The organism is Sphingomonas sp. (assembly GCF_024508665.1).
In the GTDB taxonomy this organism is placed as follows: domain Bacteria; phylum Pseudomonadota; class Alphaproteobacteria; order Sphingomonadales; family Sphingomonadaceae; genus Sphingomonas.
The window spans coordinates 181,209-198,216 of record NZ_JANINP010000007.1 but is presented as its reverse complement, the minus strand read 5'-3'; the positions used below and the strand labels follow the sequence as shown (position 1 = coordinate 198,216).

Here is a 17,008-nt window from a genome sequence, read left to right as displayed (position 1 = left end):
CCCCCCGTCTCGGCTATCGGCACCGCGCGGTGCCGCTTGCCGCGGCGGAGGCGGAGCTCCGCGCCCGCAACCCGATTCGTCGAAATTCGGCTCTCGCGAAGCCGCCAAAGCCTGATAGATTGGCGGCATCTTTGGAGGATGCGTGATGGGTCTGGGTGATTTCCTGAAGAAGCAACTGGTCGACGTCATCGACTGGGTCGACGAGCCGGGCGTGCTGGCGATCCGCTATCCGATGCAGGATCGCGAGATCCAGAATGGCGGTCAATTGACCGTGCGCGAAGGCCAGGTCGCGATGTTCCACAACGAAGGCAGGCTGGCAGACGCGTTCGGACCCGGCCAGCACACTTTGGTCACGCAGAACCTGCCGCTGCTGACCGCTATCATGAACTGGGACAAGGGGTTCAAGTCGCCGTTCAAGGCCGATGTCTATTTCTTCAGCCAGCGCGAGCAGACGGGACTGAAATGGGGCACGCCGCAGCCGATCACGGTGCGCGACAGGGAATTCGGGCCGCTGCGGATCCGCGCGTTCGGCAGCTATTCGTTCCGGATCGAGGACGTCGCGACCTTCGCGGTCAAGATGATGGGATCGCTCGACCGGCTGACCGTTACCGACCTCGACCAGCAATTGCGCGCGGTGATCAACACCGCGATCGCCACGGCGCTGGGCGGCGGCGAGATCGCGTTCGTCGATCTGGCCGGCAATCAGCAGGCGATGTCGGAAAAGTTGAAGGGCGCCGTCGAGGCGGGGTTCAAGGAATGGGGCCTTTCCTGCCGCACCTTCTTCGTCGAGAGCGTGTCGTTGCCCGAGAACGTCCAGGAATATCTCGACAAGGGCAGCCAGATGCGCGTGCTCGGCAATCTCGACCAATATGCCAAGTTCCAGGCTGCGGACTCGATCCAGACTGCGGCGGCCAATCCCGGCGGCCTGGCCGGGATCGGCGCGAGCGCGGCGGCCGGCATGGCGATCGGCCAGCAAATGGCGGCGGGGCTCGGCGGTGTCGGCAGTGGCGGAGCGACCGCCGTACCCGCGGCGCCGCAAGCGGAAGTCGATCCCTATGAGCAGATCGAGAAGCTGCATAAATTGATGGTCGCGGGCGCAATCACGCAAGAGGAGTTCGACGCGAAGAAGACCGCTTTGCTCGCCAAGATCTGATCGCGCGCCGATGCTCGACGCGACCTGCCCCAATTGCGGTGCCCCGATCCGGTTCAGGTCGAACGACCTTCCGGTGAAGGTGTGCGACTATTGCCGCTCATCGGTGTTGCGGACCGGCGGTAACCTCCAGGCGATCGGCAAGATCGCCGAGGTGCCCGACGACGTCAGTCCGCTGCAATTGGGCGTGCGCGGCCGCGACGGGGCACAGGGTTTCGAGCTGATCGGCCGCGTTCGTTGGCGCTATGCCGACGGCGCCTGGAATGAATGGCTCGCACTGTTCGATGACGGCTCGACCGGCTGGGTCGGCGAATCGATGGGGCGTTACATGATGCTGCGACCGATCGAGCATTCGGGGATGCGCACCACGATCGTCCGGCAATTGCGCGATGGGCAACCGGTGGCGCCGGGCACCGAGGCGACGATCGATGGCGTCGATTATTGGGTGTCCGACGCCAAGGACGTGACCGTGGTCGCGAGCGAAGGCGAATTGCCCTTCTCCGCCCCGCTTGGGCTCATGGCGACCAGCATCGACCTCAACGGCCATGACGGCGAATGCGCCAGCGTCCAGAAGGACAAAGACGGCGAGGTCGAGGTCTATACCGGCCGCTATATGTCGCTCGCCGAGCTTCACGCCACCGGTCTGCGATCGTTCGAGGGCTGGCCGATGCCGGAATTCCGCGCATGACCGACGCGCCGATCGCGCCGCCCGCGCCGCCCGCGCCGCCACCCGCCCCGGCGTCGACCGTGCACGCGCTGAGCTGTCCCAATTGCGGCGGGATCGTCAACGTCCGCGCCCAGGGCCTGACCGTCAGCATACTGTGCGAGCATTGCGGATCGACTCTCGACGCGACCAGCCCCGACCTCCAGGTCATCGCGCGCGCCAACGAGGCGCTCAAGACGCCGCAAATCCCGCTCGGCACCCGCGGCACGTTGGACGGCCGCGTGTGGGAAGTCGTCGGTTATATGGAGCGCACCGACGAGGAGATCGTCTGGGCCGAATATCTGCTGTTCAACCCCTATGAAGGCTATGCCTTCCTGGTCGACGACGGCCGCCGCCTCAGCCTGGGCATCATGCTCGACCGCCTGCCCCAGTCGAGTTGGGGCAGTGCTCTACTCGACGGCAAGGGCTACTCTCGGTTCGGTCAGACCTATCCGGTCCGCGTTACGTTCGTGGTTGGCGAATTCTACTGGCGCGTCGCGGTCGGCGAGACCGTCGACGAAACCGACTTTGTCCGCCCGGGCACGATGCTGTCGTGCGAAGTCTATCAGACCGAGCGCACCTGGACCAAGCTCGACCTGCTTGACTGGGGTGTTGCCGAAAAGGCGTTCGGCATCCCAGCACGGCGCCGTGAATACAGCCATCCTGCGCCGCACGAACCGTCGCCCTATAAGCGCCAGTTGAGCGAAGCACTGATCATCGGCATCGTCGCCCTGTTCGCGCTGCTGGTCATCTCGACTTTCGCCGGCAGCGAGCAGCAGATCGGCCAGACCTCGACCGACGTCGTGCTCGACGGGCCGGAGAAAACCGTGGTGATTCGCGGGCTCGACCTGCCCAACGCGCGCTCGCGGATCGTGGTCGACGCCGATGCCGGCGCGATCGACAATGCCTGGGTGGATTTGGATTATTCGCTGACCGACGAGAAGACGCAGGACAGCGTCGAGAGCTACGGCCTGGCCGAACATTATTCGGGGAGCGATAGCGACGGACCCTGGAGTGAAGGGGACCCACGCCCCGAAGTCAGCCTGTCGAGCATTCCGGGCGGCCGCTACGACCTGATCGTGACGCTCTCTGCGCATCGATGGAACGGCGGTTCGAGCAGCGCGAGCAGCACGTTCATGCCGAACAGTTTTTCGAACGGCTGGAGCAGTGCATCGCAGTTCTCGCAATCGATTCCGGTCACCGTCACGATCAAGCGCGGCGGCATTTTCGGCGGCAACATCGTGCTCGCCTTCCTGCTGATCGCCGTCTGGCCGCTGATCGTCCTGTTCAAGCATATCGGATTCGAGAAGCGCCGCATGGCGCCCGTCAGCGGAAGTGGCGGGAGCAGCGACGACAATGACGACAGCTGGGGGGACGACGACTGATGAACCGTCATATCGCGATCTATGGGCTCTACTGCCTTGGTGTCGTCCTGCTCGGGATGATGGCGACCCGCGACGGCTATTCGCCCTTCGCCACCGCGGGCGCGCGCGGGCCGATGATGTTCGGCTCCTACGGCCCCACCCACAAATAACGAAAGGATCGGACGATGATCTCCATTCCTATTCTCGTCACTACCCTGGTCTATACCGGCATCGGCCTGGTCATTTTCATCGGCGGCTTCTGGCTGTGGGACAAGATCAGTCCGGTCGACATGTGGGGCGAGATCTGCCGCGAGAAGAATGTCGCGCTGGCGATTTTCACCGGATCGATCGCGATTTCCGTCGCGATGATCATCGCCGCCGCGATCCATGGGTGAACGGCTGGGTTGAGACTTCCCAGCCGATCAAAGCACTTCGTCACCCCGGACTTGTTCCGGGGTCCAACCCTCCACAAGGGAATTCAGCCGTTGTTGCACTTTGGATGCCGGAACAAGTCCGGCATGACGGCTAGGCCCGTATGACGGAGCAACAGGGCAGCTTCACCCGCCCTTCCCGCACCGGCGCGCTGCTGCTGGCCTCCGCATTCGTCGTCGCCACCTGCGGGCTGATCTACGAACTGCTCGCCGGCACGCTCGCGAGCTATCTGCTCGGCGACAGCGTCACCCAATTCTCGATCATCATCGGCATTTATCTATTTGCCATGGGTATGGGCTCGTGGTGCTCGCGCTATGTCCGCAAGAATGAGCTCGTGACGTTCGTTCGGGTCGAGGTGCTGATCGCCGCGATCGGCGGCTGTTCGGCGGCGTTACTCTTCCTGCTATTCGACCGCGTCCAGGATTTCCGCCTGCCTCTCTATGGTCTGGTGCTCGCGATCGGTTTCCTCGTCGGGCTCGAAATTCCGTTGCTGATGCGCATCCTCAAGGATCGGCTCGAGTTCAGCGACCTGGTCTCGAAAGTGCTAACGTTCGACTATGTCGGGGCGCTTGCCGCTTCGTTGCTGTTTCCGCTGCTGCTCGTGCCCCATCTCGGCCTGATCCGTACCGGCTTTTTGTTCGGCTTGTTCAACGTCGGCGTCGCGATCGCGGTGATCCTGATGCTGCCGCAGCGGCGCCGGATGACGATCGAATTGCTCGTCGCGATTCTGGTCGCGATCGTGCTCGCAGCAGGCTTCGTCGCATCGGAAAAGATCGAGCGCACCGCCGAAGTCGCGGCCTATGGCGACCCGATCATCTACGCCGATGCGACGCCGTACCAGCGGATCGTGATCACCAAGCGCAACGAGGATCTGCGGCTGTTCCTCAACGGCAATCTGCAATTCTCGTCGCGCGACGAATATCGCTATCACGAATCGCTGGTGCATCCCGTGTTGAGCCGCGTTGCCAGCCCGCGCGACGTGCTGGTGCTGGGCGGCGGCGATGGGCTCGCGGTGCGCGAGATCCTCAAATATCCGACCGTACGATCGGTGACACTGGTCGATCTCGACCCGGCGATGACGGCGCTCTTCCGCAAGAGTTCGATGCTGGTGACGCTCAACCACGGGTCGTTGCTGTCGCCCAAGGTCCATGTCGTCACCGCCGACGCCTTCAGCTGGCTGCGGGCCAACCAGCGCAAATTCGATGCGGTGCTAGTCGACTTCCCCGACCCGACCAATTTCGCGATCGGCAAGCTCTACACGGTGAGCTTCTATCGCGAACTCGCGCGCGCGCTGAACCCAGGCGCGATGCTCAGCGTCCAGAGCACCTCGCCGCTGGTCGCGCCGAAGGCCTATTGGACCGTCGCCACCACGCTGGAAGCGGCCGGGCTCACCACGCGCGGCTATCATGTCTATGTGCCGAGCTTCGGCGAATGGGGCTTCGTCCTCGCCTCGAACGGCCCGATCGGCGCGCCCGGCGCCTTGCCCGCGGGACTGCGCTTCCTGACGCCACGCGTCGACACCCTGGCTTTCTTCTTCCCGCCCGACATGGCGCGGCGCCCGACCCCGGTGAACCGGCTCGACAACCAGGCTTTGGTCCGCGAGTTCGACGCCGAATGGTCGGTGTTCGAGGGCTGATGAGCTGGTCTCGCCGCAATGTGATTGCCGGGTCGGTCGCCGGTGCTGCGGCTCTTGGCGCGGGTGCGGTCGCTCTAGCTCCAGGTGACGACACTATTCCCGGTACATTGAGTGGTGCCGATTTCCGCCGTGGGCACCGACTGCGCGGCGGCAAATTCCCTGAACCGAGCGAGACCGTGCGAACAAAGGTCGCGATCGTCGGCGGCGGCGTCGCCGGGCTCGCCGCGGCTTGGACATTGGCCGATGCCGGGATTCAGGATTTCCGCCTGCTCGAACTTGAGGACCGCACCGGCGGCAATGCGCGCAGCGGGCGCAACAGCGTCTCTGCCTATCCGCTCGGCGCACATTATCTCCCGCTGCCCAATGCCGAGGCGAAGGGCGTCATCCATTTGCTCGAGCAACTCGGCATCATCACCGGCTGGCAGGACGGCAAGCCCGTCTACGATCCCTATCAGCTCGTCTCCGATCCCGAGGAGCGCCTGCTTTATCTCGGCAAATGGCAGGAAGGGCTGGTGCCGCAAAAGGGGCTGAGCGAGGCCGACGTCCATGACCTCAAGGCGTTCTTCGCCGCGATGAAGGCCTATCAGGAACGCCGCGACGCCCAGGGACGACCCGCTTTCGCGATTCCGATGGAATTGAGTTCGCGCGATCCCGATCTGCTCGCGCTCGACCAGCTGAGTTTTACCCAATGGCTCGACCAGCATGGGTGGAAATCACCGATATTGCGCGCGCACGTCCGCTACGCCTGCCGCGACGATTACGGCACCGAGCCCGACCAAGTGTCGGCCTGGGCCGGCGTGCATTATTTCGCCAGCCGCCGCGGCCATGCCGCCAATGCCGATCCCGACACGATGCTGACCTGGCCCGAGGGTAACGGCCATCTCGTCGGCCGGATGGCGGCGCGATTGAAGGATCATCTCGATTGCGGGCGGATCATCCATCGCGTCGTCCGCGCCGGCACCGGCGTGCAAGTGGACGCGCTCGACGTCGCGAGCGGCCGCGGCCTCCGCGTCGAGGCCGAGGCGGTCGTGCTGGCGACGCCCCATTTCGTCAGCGCGCGGCTGACCAAAGATGCGCCGCCCGCAACTGGGTTCGACTATGCGCCCTGGGTGGTCGCCGCCGTCACCGTCGACCGCATGCCGGCAGGGCCGGGGTTCGAGGTCGCCTGGGACAATGTGTCCTGGACCAGCCGCTCGCTCGGTTATGTCGTCGACACGCATCAATCGCTCGATCGCGTGCCGCGCGCGACGGTGCTGAGCTGGTACCTGCCTTTATCCGACATGGCGCCCGCTGACGCACGCCGCGAGTTACTCGACCGCCCCCTCACGTATTGGCAGGACATGGTGCGCGACGACCTGTTCCGCACCAATCCCGACCTGAAAGGCGCGATCCGGCGGATCGACGTCTGGCGCTGGGGCCACGCGATGATCCGGCCGATGCCCGGCTATTTCTGGGACGGCCGCCGCGAAGCCGCAGCCGCTCCGCGCCCGCCATTGTTCTTCGCGCATTCGGACCTGAGCGGCCTGTCGCTGTTCGAGGAAGCGCAATATCGCGGCATCCGCGCGGCGGAGGACGCGATGACGCATCTCTCCATTCCCTATCGGTCAGTGCTGACGTAGACAGGATCGTGGATTTCAGCGGGACGCATCTTCTGGCCGACCTGTTCGACTGCGATCATCTCGACGATGAAGCGCGGATCGAAGCGGCGTTGCGTGCAGCGGTGACTGCGGCCGATGCGACTCTGCTCGACCTGAAGGTTCACGGCTTCGGCGACGGCCAGGGCGTAACCGGAATCGCCTTGCTCGCCGAATCGCATATCTCGATCCATTCCTGGCCCGAGCGCGGATACGCCGCGGTCGACATGTTCCTTTGCGGACGCCGCCACGATCTCGACGCCGCGCTGGCGGCGCTAGCCAATATGCTTGACGCCGGACGGATAGAACAGCGCCGCTTCGCTCGCGGCTTCAGCCTGGAGGCCACCGCCGAATGACCGGCACGCCCTTACCGCCCAAGCGCCAATCGGCGGCGCGTCTTACGCTGATTCTCCTGCTCGGGCTGCTCGGCCTGTGGGTCATTCACGCCTTCCTGCCCGTCCTGGTCTGGGCGGTGGTCATCGCCGTCGCGGTCGATCCGCTCGTCCAACGCGCCGAACGGCGTTTCCCCCGGCCCAATCTGGTCGCGGCTGCTTTCACCTTGGGCTTTGCCCTGATCGTGCTGGCGCCGATCGCGATCGGCATCGCGCAGGCGGCGCGCGAGGCGCATGACGTCGCGATCTGGGTGAAGGAAGCGCAGCAATATGGCGTGCCGCCGCCCGGCTGGCTCGCCAACCTCCCGTTCAGCGCCGAGGCGACCGATTGGTGGCGCACCAACCTGTCCGATCCGGCGGCCGCCCATCATCATTTCGAGACCCTCAGCCACAGCCTCCTCGGCGCGCAGGCGCGGCTGCTCGGTTTCGGGTTGGTCCATCGCGCCGTGGTATTCGGCTTCACCCTGATCGCCCTGTTCTTTCTGATCCGCGACCGCGACGCATTGGCAGCGCAGTTCCGTACCGCTAGCGCGAAGCTGCTCGGCCCCCAAGGCGAACGGATGGGCCAGCAGGCCTTGGCATCGGTGCGCGGGACGATCGACGGCCTGGTCCTGGTCGGGTTCGGCTTCGGCGTGGTCATGACCATCGTCTATTTCTTCCTCGGCGTGCCCCACCCCATTCTGCTCGGCGCGGTCACCGCGATCGCCGCGATGATCCCGTTCGGCGCACCGGTCGCTTTCGGCATCGCCGCCTTGCTGCTGCTGGGCCAAGGATCGCCAGGCGCCGCGATCGCGGTAGTAGCGATCGGCTTCGCCGCCGAGTTCGTCGCCGGCCATTTCGTCCGCCCCGCCTTGATCGGCAGCGCGACGCGCCTGCCATTCTTCTGGGCGTTGGTCGGCATTCTTGGCGGCGTCGAGACTTTGGGACTACTCGGCCTGTTCGTCGGTCCGGCGACGATGGCGGTGCTGGTCATGCTGTGGCGCGAGCTGGTCGAGGACATCCTCCCCGCTAGCGGGGAGGGGGACCATTCGCGTTAGCGGATGGTGGAGGGGCCGTGCGGCAAGGGGATCGCGTTTAGCAGCGCCCCTCCACCCCTCACCTTCGGCGAGCGGTCCCCCTCCCCGTAAACGGGGAGGAACGATTGCCCCGAACGGATCGGAACCCTAGATGGGCGGCAAATCCCCCGCCTTCAGGAGTCCCCCATGACCTATTCCGCCAAACTCGGCCTCTATATCGATGGCGAGTGGCTGACCGGGGACGGCCGCGACGTACACTCCGTGCTCAACCCGGCAACGGGTGCGGGCCAAGCCGATCTGCCGCTGGCCAGTGCCGCCGATCTCGACCGGGCGCTCGCCGCCGCGCAAAAGGGGTTCGAGGCATGGCGTGCGGTCACGCCCGAGCAGCGGGCCGCGGTGCTCAACAAGACCGCCGCCCTGGTCCGCGAACGTGCCGATACGATCGCGCGCATCGCGACGATGGAGGAAGGCAAGCCGGTCGCCGAGGCCAAGGGCGAAGTCATGGCCGCCGCGGCGATGCTCGAATTCCATGCCGGCGAAGCGGTGCGCGTTTATGGCCGCGTGCTCATGCGCGCGCCGGGTATGCGGTCGATGGTGCTGCACCACCCGGTCGGTCCGGTCGCCGCCTTCTGCGCCTGGAACTTTCCCGCCTTGAACGTCGTGCGCAAGATCGCACCGGCGGTCGCCGCGGGCTGCTCGATCATCCTCAAGCCGAGCGAGGAAACGCCGGGCTCGGCGGTCGAGATCATGCGCTGCTTCCAGGACGCGGGCCTGCCCGGCAATGTCGCGCAGATCGTGTTCGGCGTACCCGACCAAGTGTCGCGCCACCTGCTGGCCTCGCCGGTCACGCGCAAATTGAGCTTCACCGGTTCGGTACCGGTCGGCAAGCATCTGATGAAGCTCGCCTCGGACAGCGTCATGCGAATGACGATGGAATTGGGCGGTCACTCACCAGTGCTGGTGTTCGACGATTGCGATCTCGAAAAGACGCTCGATATTCTTGTCACGCACAAGTTTCGTAATGCCGGGCAGGTCTGCGTCGCGCCGACCCGCTTCCACGTCCAGGAACCGATCTACGAGAAGTTCGTCGAGGGGTTCGCCGAGCGCACCAAGCGCATGCAGATCGGCAGCGGCCTGGATGCCGCCACCCAGATGGGGCCACTCGCCAATCCGCGCCGTCCCGACACGATCGCCGCACTGGTCGAGGACGCCCGCGCCAGCGGCGCGCGGGTGCTGGCTGGCGGTGAGCGCGAGGCGAAGGATGGCGGCTTCTTCTTCCAGCCGACGGTGATCGCCGACATTCCACTCGAAGCGAAAGCGATGAACGACGAACCGTTCGGCCCGCTCGCGCTGATCCGCGCGTTCGGCACAGTCGAGGACGCCATCGCCGAGGCCAATCGCCTGCCGTTCGGGCTCGCGGCCTATTGCTTCACCGAGAGCGGGCGTCGTCAGAATCTGTTGGCCGAAACGGTCGAGGCCGGGATGGTCGCGATCAATCAGGTCCGTATGACATGGCCCGACGCGCCGTTCGGCGGGATGAAGGAATCGGGCTTCGGCTCGGAGGATGGTCCGGAGGGAATCATGGCGCATCTGACCACCAAGGCGGTGCACATCGCATGACTCAGACCTCGGGGCGGACAGCCGCACGCATCCTCGTCGATCAACTGGCGGCGCAGGGCGTCGACCGTGCGACCTGCGTGCCGGGTGAGAGCTATCTGTCGGTGCTCGACGCGCTGATCGGGTCGGGCATCGACCTGCTGACCTGCCGCGCCGAGGGTGGCGCCGCGATGATGGCCGAAGCCTATGGCAAGCTGACCGGCCGGCCCGGCATCTGCTTCGTGACGCGCGGACCGGGGGCGACCAACGCCAGCCCCGGCCTGCATATCGCAATGCAGGATTCGACCCCGATGATCTTGTTCGTCGGCCAGATCGAGCGCGGCATGCGCGATCGCGAAGCGTTCCAGGAACTCGACTATCGCGCCACGTTCGGCGCGCTGGCGAAATGGGTAGTCGAGATCGACGACGCCGCGCGCATTCCGGAGATCATCGCCCGCGCCTTCCGCATCGCGATGCAGGGACGCCCCGGCCCGGTGGTCATCGCGCTCCCCGAGGACATGCTCGACGAGATGGCGGACGTGGCCGACGCCCCGCGCGTGGATCCGGTGGAAACCGCCCCGGCGCCCGCCGACATCGACCGGCTCGGCGAATTGCTCGCGACCGCAAAAAACCCTGTCGCGATCGTGGGGGGCTCGCGCTGGACGCCAGAGGCGCGTGACGCGATGGTCGATTTCGCGCATCGCTTCGATTTGCCCGTCGCCGCGCAATTCCGTCGTGCGCCGCTCTTCCCCGCGACCGACGAGCATTTCATCGGCGACCTCGGTCTCGCGCCCAATCCCAAGCTGATCGAGCGCATCAAGGCCGCCGATCTGGTTCTGCTGATCGGTGGGCGGATGTCGGAAATCGCCTCCCAATCCTATACGTTGCTTGGCATTCCTGCGTCGGGGCAGCAGCTCGTCCACGTCCATCCCGATCCGCTGGAACTCGGCCGCGTCTACCAGCCGGTGCTGGCGATCAACGCCACCCCGCCAGCCTTCTTCGCCGCGCTCGATGGTATCGAGGCAGACCCGAGCTGGTCCACCAATCGCGAGGCGGCACGCGCCGATTACCTCACCTGGTCCGATACCCCACCGCCGGTGCCCGGCGACTTCCAATATGGCGACGTCATGACGTGGCTGCGCGACCGGCTGCCGCCCGACGCGACGATCTGCAACGGCGCGGGCAATTTCGCGAGCTGGATCCATCGCTATTATCGCTTCCGCGATTTCGGCACCCAGCTGGCGCCGACCAGCGGATCGATGGGCTATGGCCTGCCCGCCGGCGTAATGGCCAAGCGGCAAAAGCCCGACAGCATCGCGCTGACCATCGCCGGCGACGGCGACTTCCTGATGAACGGCCAGGAATTCGCGACCGCCGTCCATCACGGCATTCCGCTGATCGTCGTGCTGATCGACAATGGCATTTACGGCACGATCCGCATGCATCAGGAGCGTACCTTCCCCGGCCGGATATCGGCAACCGACCTCACCAATCCGGACTTCGCCGCCCTTGCCCGCGCCTATGGCGGGCATGGCGAGACGGTGACGACGACCGCCGAATTCGCGCCCGCCTTCGAACGCGCACTCGCCAGCGGCAAGCCCGCGATCCTGCATTGCCATCTCGACAGCCAGGCGATCACCCCCACCGCGACGCTGGACGGGCTAAGGGCGGCGGCGGAGAAAAAGGGCTAGCGGCGGCCGGCGCGTCGGAACGTCACGCGGGCGCGTGACACACAGCTTCGACATTCAAGCCATCGGGATCGATGACGAACGCGGCATAATAATTGGGGTGATAATGCGGACGGAGTCCGGGTGCGCCATTGTCCTTGCCGCCGGCGCCAAGCGCCGCGGCATAAAAGGCGTCGACCTGCGATCGCGAAGCCGCTGAAAAAGCGACATGGATGCCGGTACCGCGGGGCCCGTCATCGCCGAGCCAGAAGAACGGCTTGCCGTCCTTGCCATAGCCGATGCCGTGATAGCCGCCGCTTTCTTCCGAAAGGACTTCCATGATCATGCCGAAATCCAGGGTCGCCAACGCCGCGTCGTAAAAGCGCTTGGACGCTTCGAAATCGCTCGCCCCGATGCCGATATGGTCGATCATCTTGCCCTCCTCGCCGAGATCGAGCCAATTGGACGCACGGCCCGTCGCGCTCCCCATTCATGAACGATGCGGCGCACCCTCGGCTGTTCGTATTTCACCGGACCCTTATCGGCCTATCCCGTGAATGGCCGACTGTGCTCCGCTCGGCAAAAGGCCGGCGTCAGCAGAAGGGGTTCGATCGTCGACGAGGAGGTTGGAGCGGGTAACGGGAATCGAACCCGTGTATTCAGCTTGGAAGGCTGCTGCACTACCATTGTGCTATACCCGCATCCGGCTGGTGCGGCGCACCGGTTAGCGCGACGATCGGCGAGGCGCAAGGGTCAGGCGCCCTGGAAGGCCTCAACCATTCATACTTAACGGATCGTTCACCAAACCCCCGCACTAAGCCGTATGGACCATAAGGGACGCTCCGCTCTTGCCCCCGGGCCGGCGCTTCACGCGCGCGATGATCCAGCGATCGTCGGGTACGGCATTCGCCCTGCCACGCTCGCATCTGCGCTGGTCTCGTTCCTGGTGTTCGACCAGGTCATGCTCTGGCATTTCCTTGGCCTTGTCCCGCCGATACTCGTCGTGTCGGCGCTGGTCGCCTTGCCCGTGGCCTTCTGGCCGCTGACGCGACGCACCGCCGCGACAAGCGCAAGATTGCCGTGGAAGCTCCTGGGTATTTGCTTCGCCGTCTCGCTGGTCGTCTACATCCTGGGCGGCGAAGGGCGGCTGTTCTACGCCAATGTGGATTGGCAGGTGCGTGGCGCGGTGCTGCGCGATCTCGTCAACTATCCTTGGCCCGTCGTTTATGACGGAGCCGATCCGAAGATCCTGCGCCTGCCATTGGGCATGTATTTGATCCCGGCCTGGATCGGCAAACTTTATGGCTTCCCGGCCGCCGAGATCGCGGAGTTGCTGCAAAACACCCTGCTGCTGACGGCCGTGCTGGCGCTCGGTTCGACCCTGTTCACCGGCACACGCGCGCGCCTCATCGCGCTGGGCGTGTTCCTTGGTTTCAGCGGCATGGACGTTATCGGCGCGCTGCTCACCGGATACCCGATCTACAGCCATATCGAACAATGGAGTATCTACCAATTCTCCTCCCATATTACCCAGGCGTTCTGGGTGCCCCAACACTCTTTGGCGGGCTGGATCGGGGCATTGTGCTATCTGTTGTGGCGCGACGATAAGGCACCGGCGGCGCTGCTGTTCTGCGTCGTCCCCCTGTCGGCGCTGTTGTCGCCGCTTGCTTTCATGGGCCTGCTCCCCTTTGCCGCACACGCTGCGGTGAGCGTCGTCTTGCGCCGTGAAGTGCACGTCCGGGAACTCGCCTCACCGGCGCTCGCCGTCCTGCTCTCCCTCCCTTCGCTCGCCTATCTCACGGCTGCGGCGGACACGGTCGGTGCACATTTCGAGCCGCCCGTGATTCCTCAATATCTCGCGATCGAGCTTTTGGAGATCGTGCCGTTCCTCGTCGGGCTCAAACTCGCGGCGAGAACCGACCGATTTGGCCGAGCGACGTTCGCGATCGTCGCGATCATCCTGCTGCTCGCACCGCTCGGGAAGGTGGGCAGAGGGATCGACTTCGTGATGCGCGTTTCGATACCCGCACTGGCCATTCTTTCCGTGCTGATCGCCGACCTGCTCAGCACGCCTCCTGACACCTCTGGCCGACGTGGCCGCAGGATCGTGCTTGGCGCCTTCCTGATCGGCCTGGCAACGCCGGCCACGGAGATCGGCCGCGCAATCCTCTTTCCTCGGTCCCCCGCGCCGCTGTGCAGCTATCTCGGCGTCGTACCTGGCGGCGCTACCGATTATGTAGCATCTCTCTCAAGGTTGCCGGTCTGGATCAGGCCAAACGAGCCAGCAATGGTTCGGCCTCGCGATCCCAAGCAATGCTGGAACGGACCTTGGCCAAAACCGATCACATAGGTTTGTACAAGGCGCCTGCTTTGCAAATGATGTGCGTGCTTTAGCTGCTTGCGGTCCAACATCCTTCACGGGTTGCTTACCATTTCGCGCGTATCCCCGCGCGCATGTATCACGACCCAGCATTGGGCACGGCCGCCAAGGCCGATCCGCGCCCCAAGTCCGCCGTGTCCACCGGGACCGGCATATCCGGGCTGGCCGGGCTGTTTACGTGGATCGCGATCGCGCGCTGGTTCGGGATGGACGGTCCCTATGCCGCGCTGGCCAATGTCGCGGCGACAGGACTGCCGATGGTGTTGTGGTCCGTGTTCGTCGACAAGGTGCACCGCAATCCTTCTACCGGGATTGATTGGTCCAATCCCAAGCCCTGGCGCGATACGCTCGACATCTCGATCACCAAGCTGGCCGGACTGTGGCTGACCTGGGCCGGTATCGCCTGCCTCTACGCGGTCGGACGCTTCTATTGGGAAGGCAATTTCCAATTCTCGATGTGGTGCCTGATGTGGGCTGCGCCGGTCCTGTTCGTCGCCTCGATCCCCTACACCTTGTGGCTTGATCGCCACATGGTCGAGCCGAAGGACGGGTGTTGGGCCTTGGGCGCCTGGATGATGGGGCTCAAGGAGCCGATCGACCAGGAAGCGATCTGGAACCACCTCAAAAGCTGGGGCGTGAAGATGTTCTTCACCGCCTTCATGCTCGCGATCGTACCGCCGGGGTTCGGCGATTTCGTGCGCGGCGATTTCAGCCGGGTGCTGGCCAGTCCGGTGGCCTTGGCCAATTGGCTGATCACCTTCATGTTCCTGGTCGATGTCGCGTTCGCGACAGCAGGCTATCTGCTCGCGTTGCGCCCGCTCGATTCGCACATCCGTACCGCCAATCCTTACGCTGCTGGCTGGATGGCGGCATTGATCTGCTACCCACCCTTCGTGCTGATGGGCGATAACGGCCCGCTCGATTATCATCCGGGGACCTATGGCGAGGCCGGCTGGTCGATCTGGTTCGCCAATTACCCGGTGCTGCTGGTCGGCATCGGCACAATATTGGTGCTGCTCACCGCGATCTACGCCTGGGCGACGGTCACCTTCGGCATCCGCTTTTCCAACCTGACCAATCGCGGGATCCTGACCAACGGACCCTATGCCTTTTCGCGCCACCCCGCTTATCTGTCCAAGAACCTGTTCTGGCTGATCGCGACGGTGCCGTTCCTGACCACCGGCAGCTGGCTCGACGCGGTGCGTTCGACCGCGATCATGGCGATCGTCGCCGGCATCTATTATTGGCGCGCGCGGACCGAGGAGCGTCATTTGCGCGCCGACCCGGCTTACGAAGAATATTACCAGTGGATGGAGCGCAATGGCCTGGTGCCGCGCTTCTTCCGCTGGCTGACCGGCAAGACGGTGTCCGGCGCGTCTGAGATCGCTATCCCTGAGAAAGCATGACGCCGATCAGGCCGAGAACAAACGCCCAGTTGGCCTGCCATAACCGGGTCCAATAGGGACCCCCGGGACAAAGCCGGGCGTAGTCCGACCAGGTCAACACCGCCGGCCGTCCATAGAAGAGTCGTCTGCCCTCGATCGAGCCGACGACCTTGGCCATCCGGCCGGTATAGAGCAGCGAGCCAAACAAGCCGGCGATTGCGACCGCACCAAAAACCATCGCAGCGATCAGCCGCGATGGGACCATCAGAAGCTCATCTCGTCATAGATTTTCGAGATGTCGCCGTTCCACTCGCCATTATAGCGATCGAGCAGAACCTGGGCAGGGACCTTGCCCGACCGCACGACCTCGCGCAGCGGATCGAGGAACCCGGTTTCGTTGGTCCCGCCGGCATCGGTCCGAGCCCGCGCGGTCAGTCCGGCATGCGCGATGTCGAGCACCTGGCCGGCAATGTCGCGCAGCTTTCCGCCGCCCGGCAGCGGCGCATCGAGCGCCAGCGCCGGCACCGAATTCCGCAATTCCTCGCGTTCGGCCATGGTCCAATGCCGAACCAGATCCCATGCCGCGTCGAGCGCGCCCTGATCGTAGAGCAGTCCCACCCAGAATGCCGGCAAGGCGCAGATCCGCCCCCATGGCCCGCCATCGGCGCCGCGCATTTCGAGGAAGGTCTTGAGCCGAACTTCGGGGAAAGCGGTCGACAAATGATCCGACCAATCCTCGATCGTCGGCTTCTCACCCGGCAGGATGTCGAGCTTGCCGTCGAGGAAATCGCGGAAGCTGAGGCCGGCCGCATCGAGATACTGACCGTCGCGATAGACGAAGTACATCGGCACATCGAGCGCGTAATCGGCATAGCGCTCGTAGCCAAACCCGTCCTCGAACACGAACGGCAGCATGCCGGTGCGCGCGGGGTCGGTGTCCGACCAGATATGGCTGCGGAACGACAGCATGCCGTTGGGCTTGCCCTCGGTGAACGGCGAATTGGCGAACAAAGCGGTCGCCAGCGGCTGCAGCGCGAGGCCGACGCGAAACTTCTTCACCATGTCGGCTTCGGACGCATAGTCCAGATTGACCTGGATCGTGCAGGTCCGCAGCATCATGTCGAGCCCCAGGCTGCCGACGTGCGGCATGTGCCGCAGCATGATCGCGTAGCGGCCCTTCGGCATGATCGGCAGGTCCTGCCGTGCCTTGTCCGGCCACATGCCCATCCCGAGGAAACCGAGTCCCAGCCGGTCGCCGATCGTCTTGACCTGTTGAAGATGACGCCCAGTTTCGGCGCAGGTCTCGTGCAGATTTTCGAGCGGGGCGCCCGAAAGCTCGAACTGTCCGGCAGGTTCGAGGCTGACCGATCCATCGTTGCCGGTCAGCGCGATGATCTTGCCATTCTCCTCGACCGGCCGCCAGCCGAACTCGGTCAGCCCGTTGAGCAGGTCGCGGATACCGCCGGGCTCGTCCCAGGACGGCGCGCGATGATCGTCGGTGCGATAGACGAATTTCTCATGTTCGGTGCCGATCCGCCAGCGCTCCGCCGGCTTCTCTCCCCCTGCGAAAAAATCGATCAGCTGCTGGCGGTCTTCGATGACCGCTGCGTTCGTGTCCGTAACGGTCTTCGTCGTCATGGCGCGCATGTAGCT

Annotated in this window: 16 protein-coding genes and 1 tRNA gene; 13 read left to right on the top strand and 4 right to left on the bottom strand. The window is 64.7% G+C overall.

Features of this window, described 5'->3' with window-relative positions; translation table 11 throughout:
- Positions 1–145: 145 nt before the first annotated feature.
- From Q0L25_RS16050 to Q0L25_RS16000, 11 genes are all read left to right on the top strand, one after another.
- On the top strand, positions 146–1,153 hold the full coding sequence (locus Q0L25_RS16050; protein WP_296616031.1) for an SPFH domain-containing protein: 1,008 nt from the start codon (positions 146–148) through the stop codon (positions 1,151–1,153).
- A gap of 10 nt (positions 1,154–1,163) precedes the next feature.
- The gene (locus Q0L25_RS16045) at positions 1,164–1,838 is read left to right on the top strand and encodes a DUF4178 domain-containing protein (protein ID WP_296616030.1); all 675 of its coding nucleotides are present in this window, start codon (positions 1,164–1,166) and stop codon (positions 1,836–1,838) included.
- Positions 1,835–3,238 (top strand): DUF4178 domain-containing protein, encoded by a 1,404-nt coding sequence (locus Q0L25_RS16040; RefSeq protein WP_296616028.1) that lies wholly within the window; start codon positions 1,835–1,837, stop codon positions 3,236–3,238. The genes Q0L25_RS16045 and Q0L25_RS16040 overlap by 4 nt, the downstream gene beginning before the upstream one ends.
- Entirely contained in the window at positions 3,238–3,387 is a 150-nt protein-coding gene (locus tag Q0L25_RS16035; RefSeq protein ID WP_296616026.1) for a hypothetical protein, read from the top strand. Before Q0L25_RS16040 ends, Q0L25_RS16035 begins: the two co-directional genes overlap by 1 nt.
- Positions 3,388–3,402: 15 nt before the next feature.
- Positions 3,403–3,612, top strand: coding sequence for a DUF350 domain-containing protein (locus Q0L25_RS16030; protein ID WP_296616024.1), 210 nt, complete (start codon positions 3,403–3,405; stop codon positions 3,610–3,612).
- Between the two features lie 140 nt (positions 3,613–3,752).
- Positions 3,753–5,285, top strand: a complete 1,533-nt coding sequence (locus Q0L25_RS16025) for a polyamine aminopropyltransferase (protein ID WP_296616023.1) — start codon at positions 3,753–3,755, stop codon at positions 5,283–5,285.
- Complete coding sequence (locus Q0L25_RS16020; protein WP_296616021.1) at positions 5,285–6,904, top strand: FAD-dependent oxidoreductase; 1,620 nt, start codon at positions 5,285–5,287, stop codon at positions 6,902–6,904. The genes Q0L25_RS16025 and Q0L25_RS16020 overlap by 1 nt, the downstream gene beginning before the upstream one ends.
- Before the next feature lie 8 nt (positions 6,905–6,912).
- The gene (gene speD, locus Q0L25_RS16015; protein ID WP_367184159.1) at positions 6,913–7,275 is read left to right on the top strand and encodes an adenosylmethionine decarboxylase; all 363 of its coding nucleotides are present in this window, start codon (positions 6,913–6,915) and stop codon (positions 7,273–7,275) included.
- Positions 7,272–8,348, top strand: a complete 1,077-nt coding sequence (locus tag Q0L25_RS16010) for an AI-2E family transporter (protein ID WP_296616019.1) — start codon at positions 7,272–7,274, stop codon at positions 8,346–8,348. Before speD ends, Q0L25_RS16010 begins: the two co-directional genes overlap by 4 nt.
- Positions 8,349–8,513: 165 nt before the next feature.
- Positions 8,514–9,947, top strand: coding sequence for an NAD-dependent succinate-semialdehyde dehydrogenase (locus Q0L25_RS16005; RefSeq protein ID WP_296616018.1), 1,434 nt, complete (start codon positions 8,514–8,516; stop codon positions 9,945–9,947).
- Positions 9,944–11,614: a thiamine pyrophosphate-binding protein gene (locus tag Q0L25_RS16000; protein ID WP_296616016.1), complete on the top strand. Its 1,671-nt coding sequence runs from the start codon at positions 9,944–9,946 to the stop codon at positions 11,612–11,614. The genes Q0L25_RS16005 and Q0L25_RS16000 overlap by 4 nt, the downstream gene beginning before the upstream one ends.
- A 22-nt stretch (positions 11,615–11,636) precedes the next feature.
- Here Q0L25_RS16000 and Q0L25_RS15995 read toward each other — a convergent pair whose 3' ends face one another.
- Together Q0L25_RS15995 and Q0L25_RS15990 are read right to left on the bottom strand one after the other, a co-directional pair.
- Positions 11,637–12,080 (bottom strand): VOC family protein, encoded by a 444-nt coding sequence (locus Q0L25_RS15995; RefSeq protein ID WP_296616014.1) that lies wholly within the window; start codon positions 12,078–12,080, stop codon positions 11,637–11,639.
- 137 nt (positions 12,081–12,217) lie between these two features.
- A tRNA-Gly gene (locus Q0L25_RS15990) sits at positions 12,218–12,291 on the bottom strand.
- Between the two features lie 245 nt (positions 12,292–12,536).
- Between Q0L25_RS15990 and Q0L25_RS15985 the strand changes: the two genes are divergently transcribed.
- Both Q0L25_RS15985 and Q0L25_RS15980 read left to right on the top strand, forming a co-directional pair.
- Positions 12,537–13,940, top strand: coding sequence for a hypothetical protein (locus tag Q0L25_RS15985; protein ID WP_296616013.1), 1,404 nt, complete (start codon positions 12,537–12,539; stop codon positions 13,938–13,940).
- A 104-nt stretch (positions 13,941–14,044) separates the two neighbouring features.
- The gene (locus Q0L25_RS15980; RefSeq protein WP_296616011.1) at positions 14,045–15,376 is read left to right on the top strand and encodes an isoprenylcysteine carboxylmethyltransferase family protein; all 1,332 of its coding nucleotides are present in this window, start codon (positions 14,045–14,047) and stop codon (positions 15,374–15,376) included.
- Here the strand turns inward: Q0L25_RS15980 and Q0L25_RS15975 are convergent.
- A complete protein-coding gene (locus Q0L25_RS15975) occupies positions 15,357–15,620 on the bottom strand; it encodes a hypothetical protein (protein ID WP_296616009.1) in 264 nt (87 codons plus the stop codon). The genes Q0L25_RS15980 and Q0L25_RS15975 overlap by 20 nt on opposite strands.
- On the bottom strand, positions 15,620–16,993 hold the full coding sequence (locus tag Q0L25_RS15970) for a glutamate--cysteine ligase (protein ID WP_296616007.1): 1,374 nt from the start codon (positions 16,991–16,993) through the stop codon (positions 15,620–15,622). The genes Q0L25_RS15975 and Q0L25_RS15970 overlap by 1 nt, the downstream gene beginning before the upstream one ends.
- Positions 16,994–17,008 lie beyond the last annotated feature (15 nt).

Coding starts and splice junctions, on each gene's coding strand:
- Q0L25_RS16050 (WP_296616031.1), top strand. CDS start 146: ATGGGTCTGGGTGATTTCCTGAAGAAGCAACTGGTCGACGTCATCGAC.
- Q0L25_RS16045 (WP_296616030.1), top strand. CDS start 1,164: ATGCTCGACGCGACCTGCCCCAATTGCGGTGCCCCGATCCGGTTCAGG.
- Q0L25_RS16040 (WP_296616028.1), top strand. CDS start 1,835: ATGACCGACGCGCCGATCGCGCCGCCCGCGCCGCCCGCGCCGCCACCC.
- Q0L25_RS16035 (WP_296616026.1), top strand. CDS start 3,238: ATGAACCGTCATATCGCGATCTATGGGCTCTACTGCCTTGGTGTCGTC.
- Q0L25_RS16030 (WP_296616024.1), top strand. CDS start 3,403: ATGATCTCCATTCCTATTCTCGTCACTACCCTGGTCTATACCGGCATC.
- Q0L25_RS16025 (WP_296616023.1), top strand. CDS start 3,753: ATGACGGAGCAACAGGGCAGCTTCACCCGCCCTTCCCGCACCGGCGCG.
- Q0L25_RS16020 (WP_296616021.1), top strand. CDS start 5,285: ATGAGCTGGTCTCGCCGCAATGTGATTGCCGGGTCGGTCGCCGGTGCT.
- Q0L25_RS16010 (WP_296616019.1), top strand. CDS start 7,272: ATGACCGGCACGCCCTTACCGCCCAAGCGCCAATCGGCGGCGCGTCTT.
- Q0L25_RS16005 (WP_296616018.1), top strand. CDS start 8,514: ATGACCTATTCCGCCAAACTCGGCCTCTATATCGATGGCGAGTGGCTG.
- Q0L25_RS16000 (WP_296616016.1), top strand. CDS start 9,944: ATGACTCAGACCTCGGGGCGGACAGCCGCACGCATCCTCGTCGATCAA.
- Q0L25_RS15995 (WP_296616014.1), bottom strand. CDS start 12,080: ATGGGGAGCGCGACGGGCCGTGCGTCCAATTGGCTCGATCTCGGCGAG.
- Q0L25_RS15980 (WP_296616011.1), top strand. CDS start 14,045: ATGTATCACGACCCAGCATTGGGCACGGCCGCCAAGGCCGATCCGCGC.
- Q0L25_RS15975 (WP_296616009.1), bottom strand. CDS start 15,620: ATGGTCCCATCGCGGCTGATCGCTGCGATGGTTTTTGGTGCGGTCGCA.
- Q0L25_RS15970 (WP_296616007.1), bottom strand. CDS start 16,993: ATGACGACGAAGACCGTTACGGACACGAACGCAGCGGTCATCGAAGAC.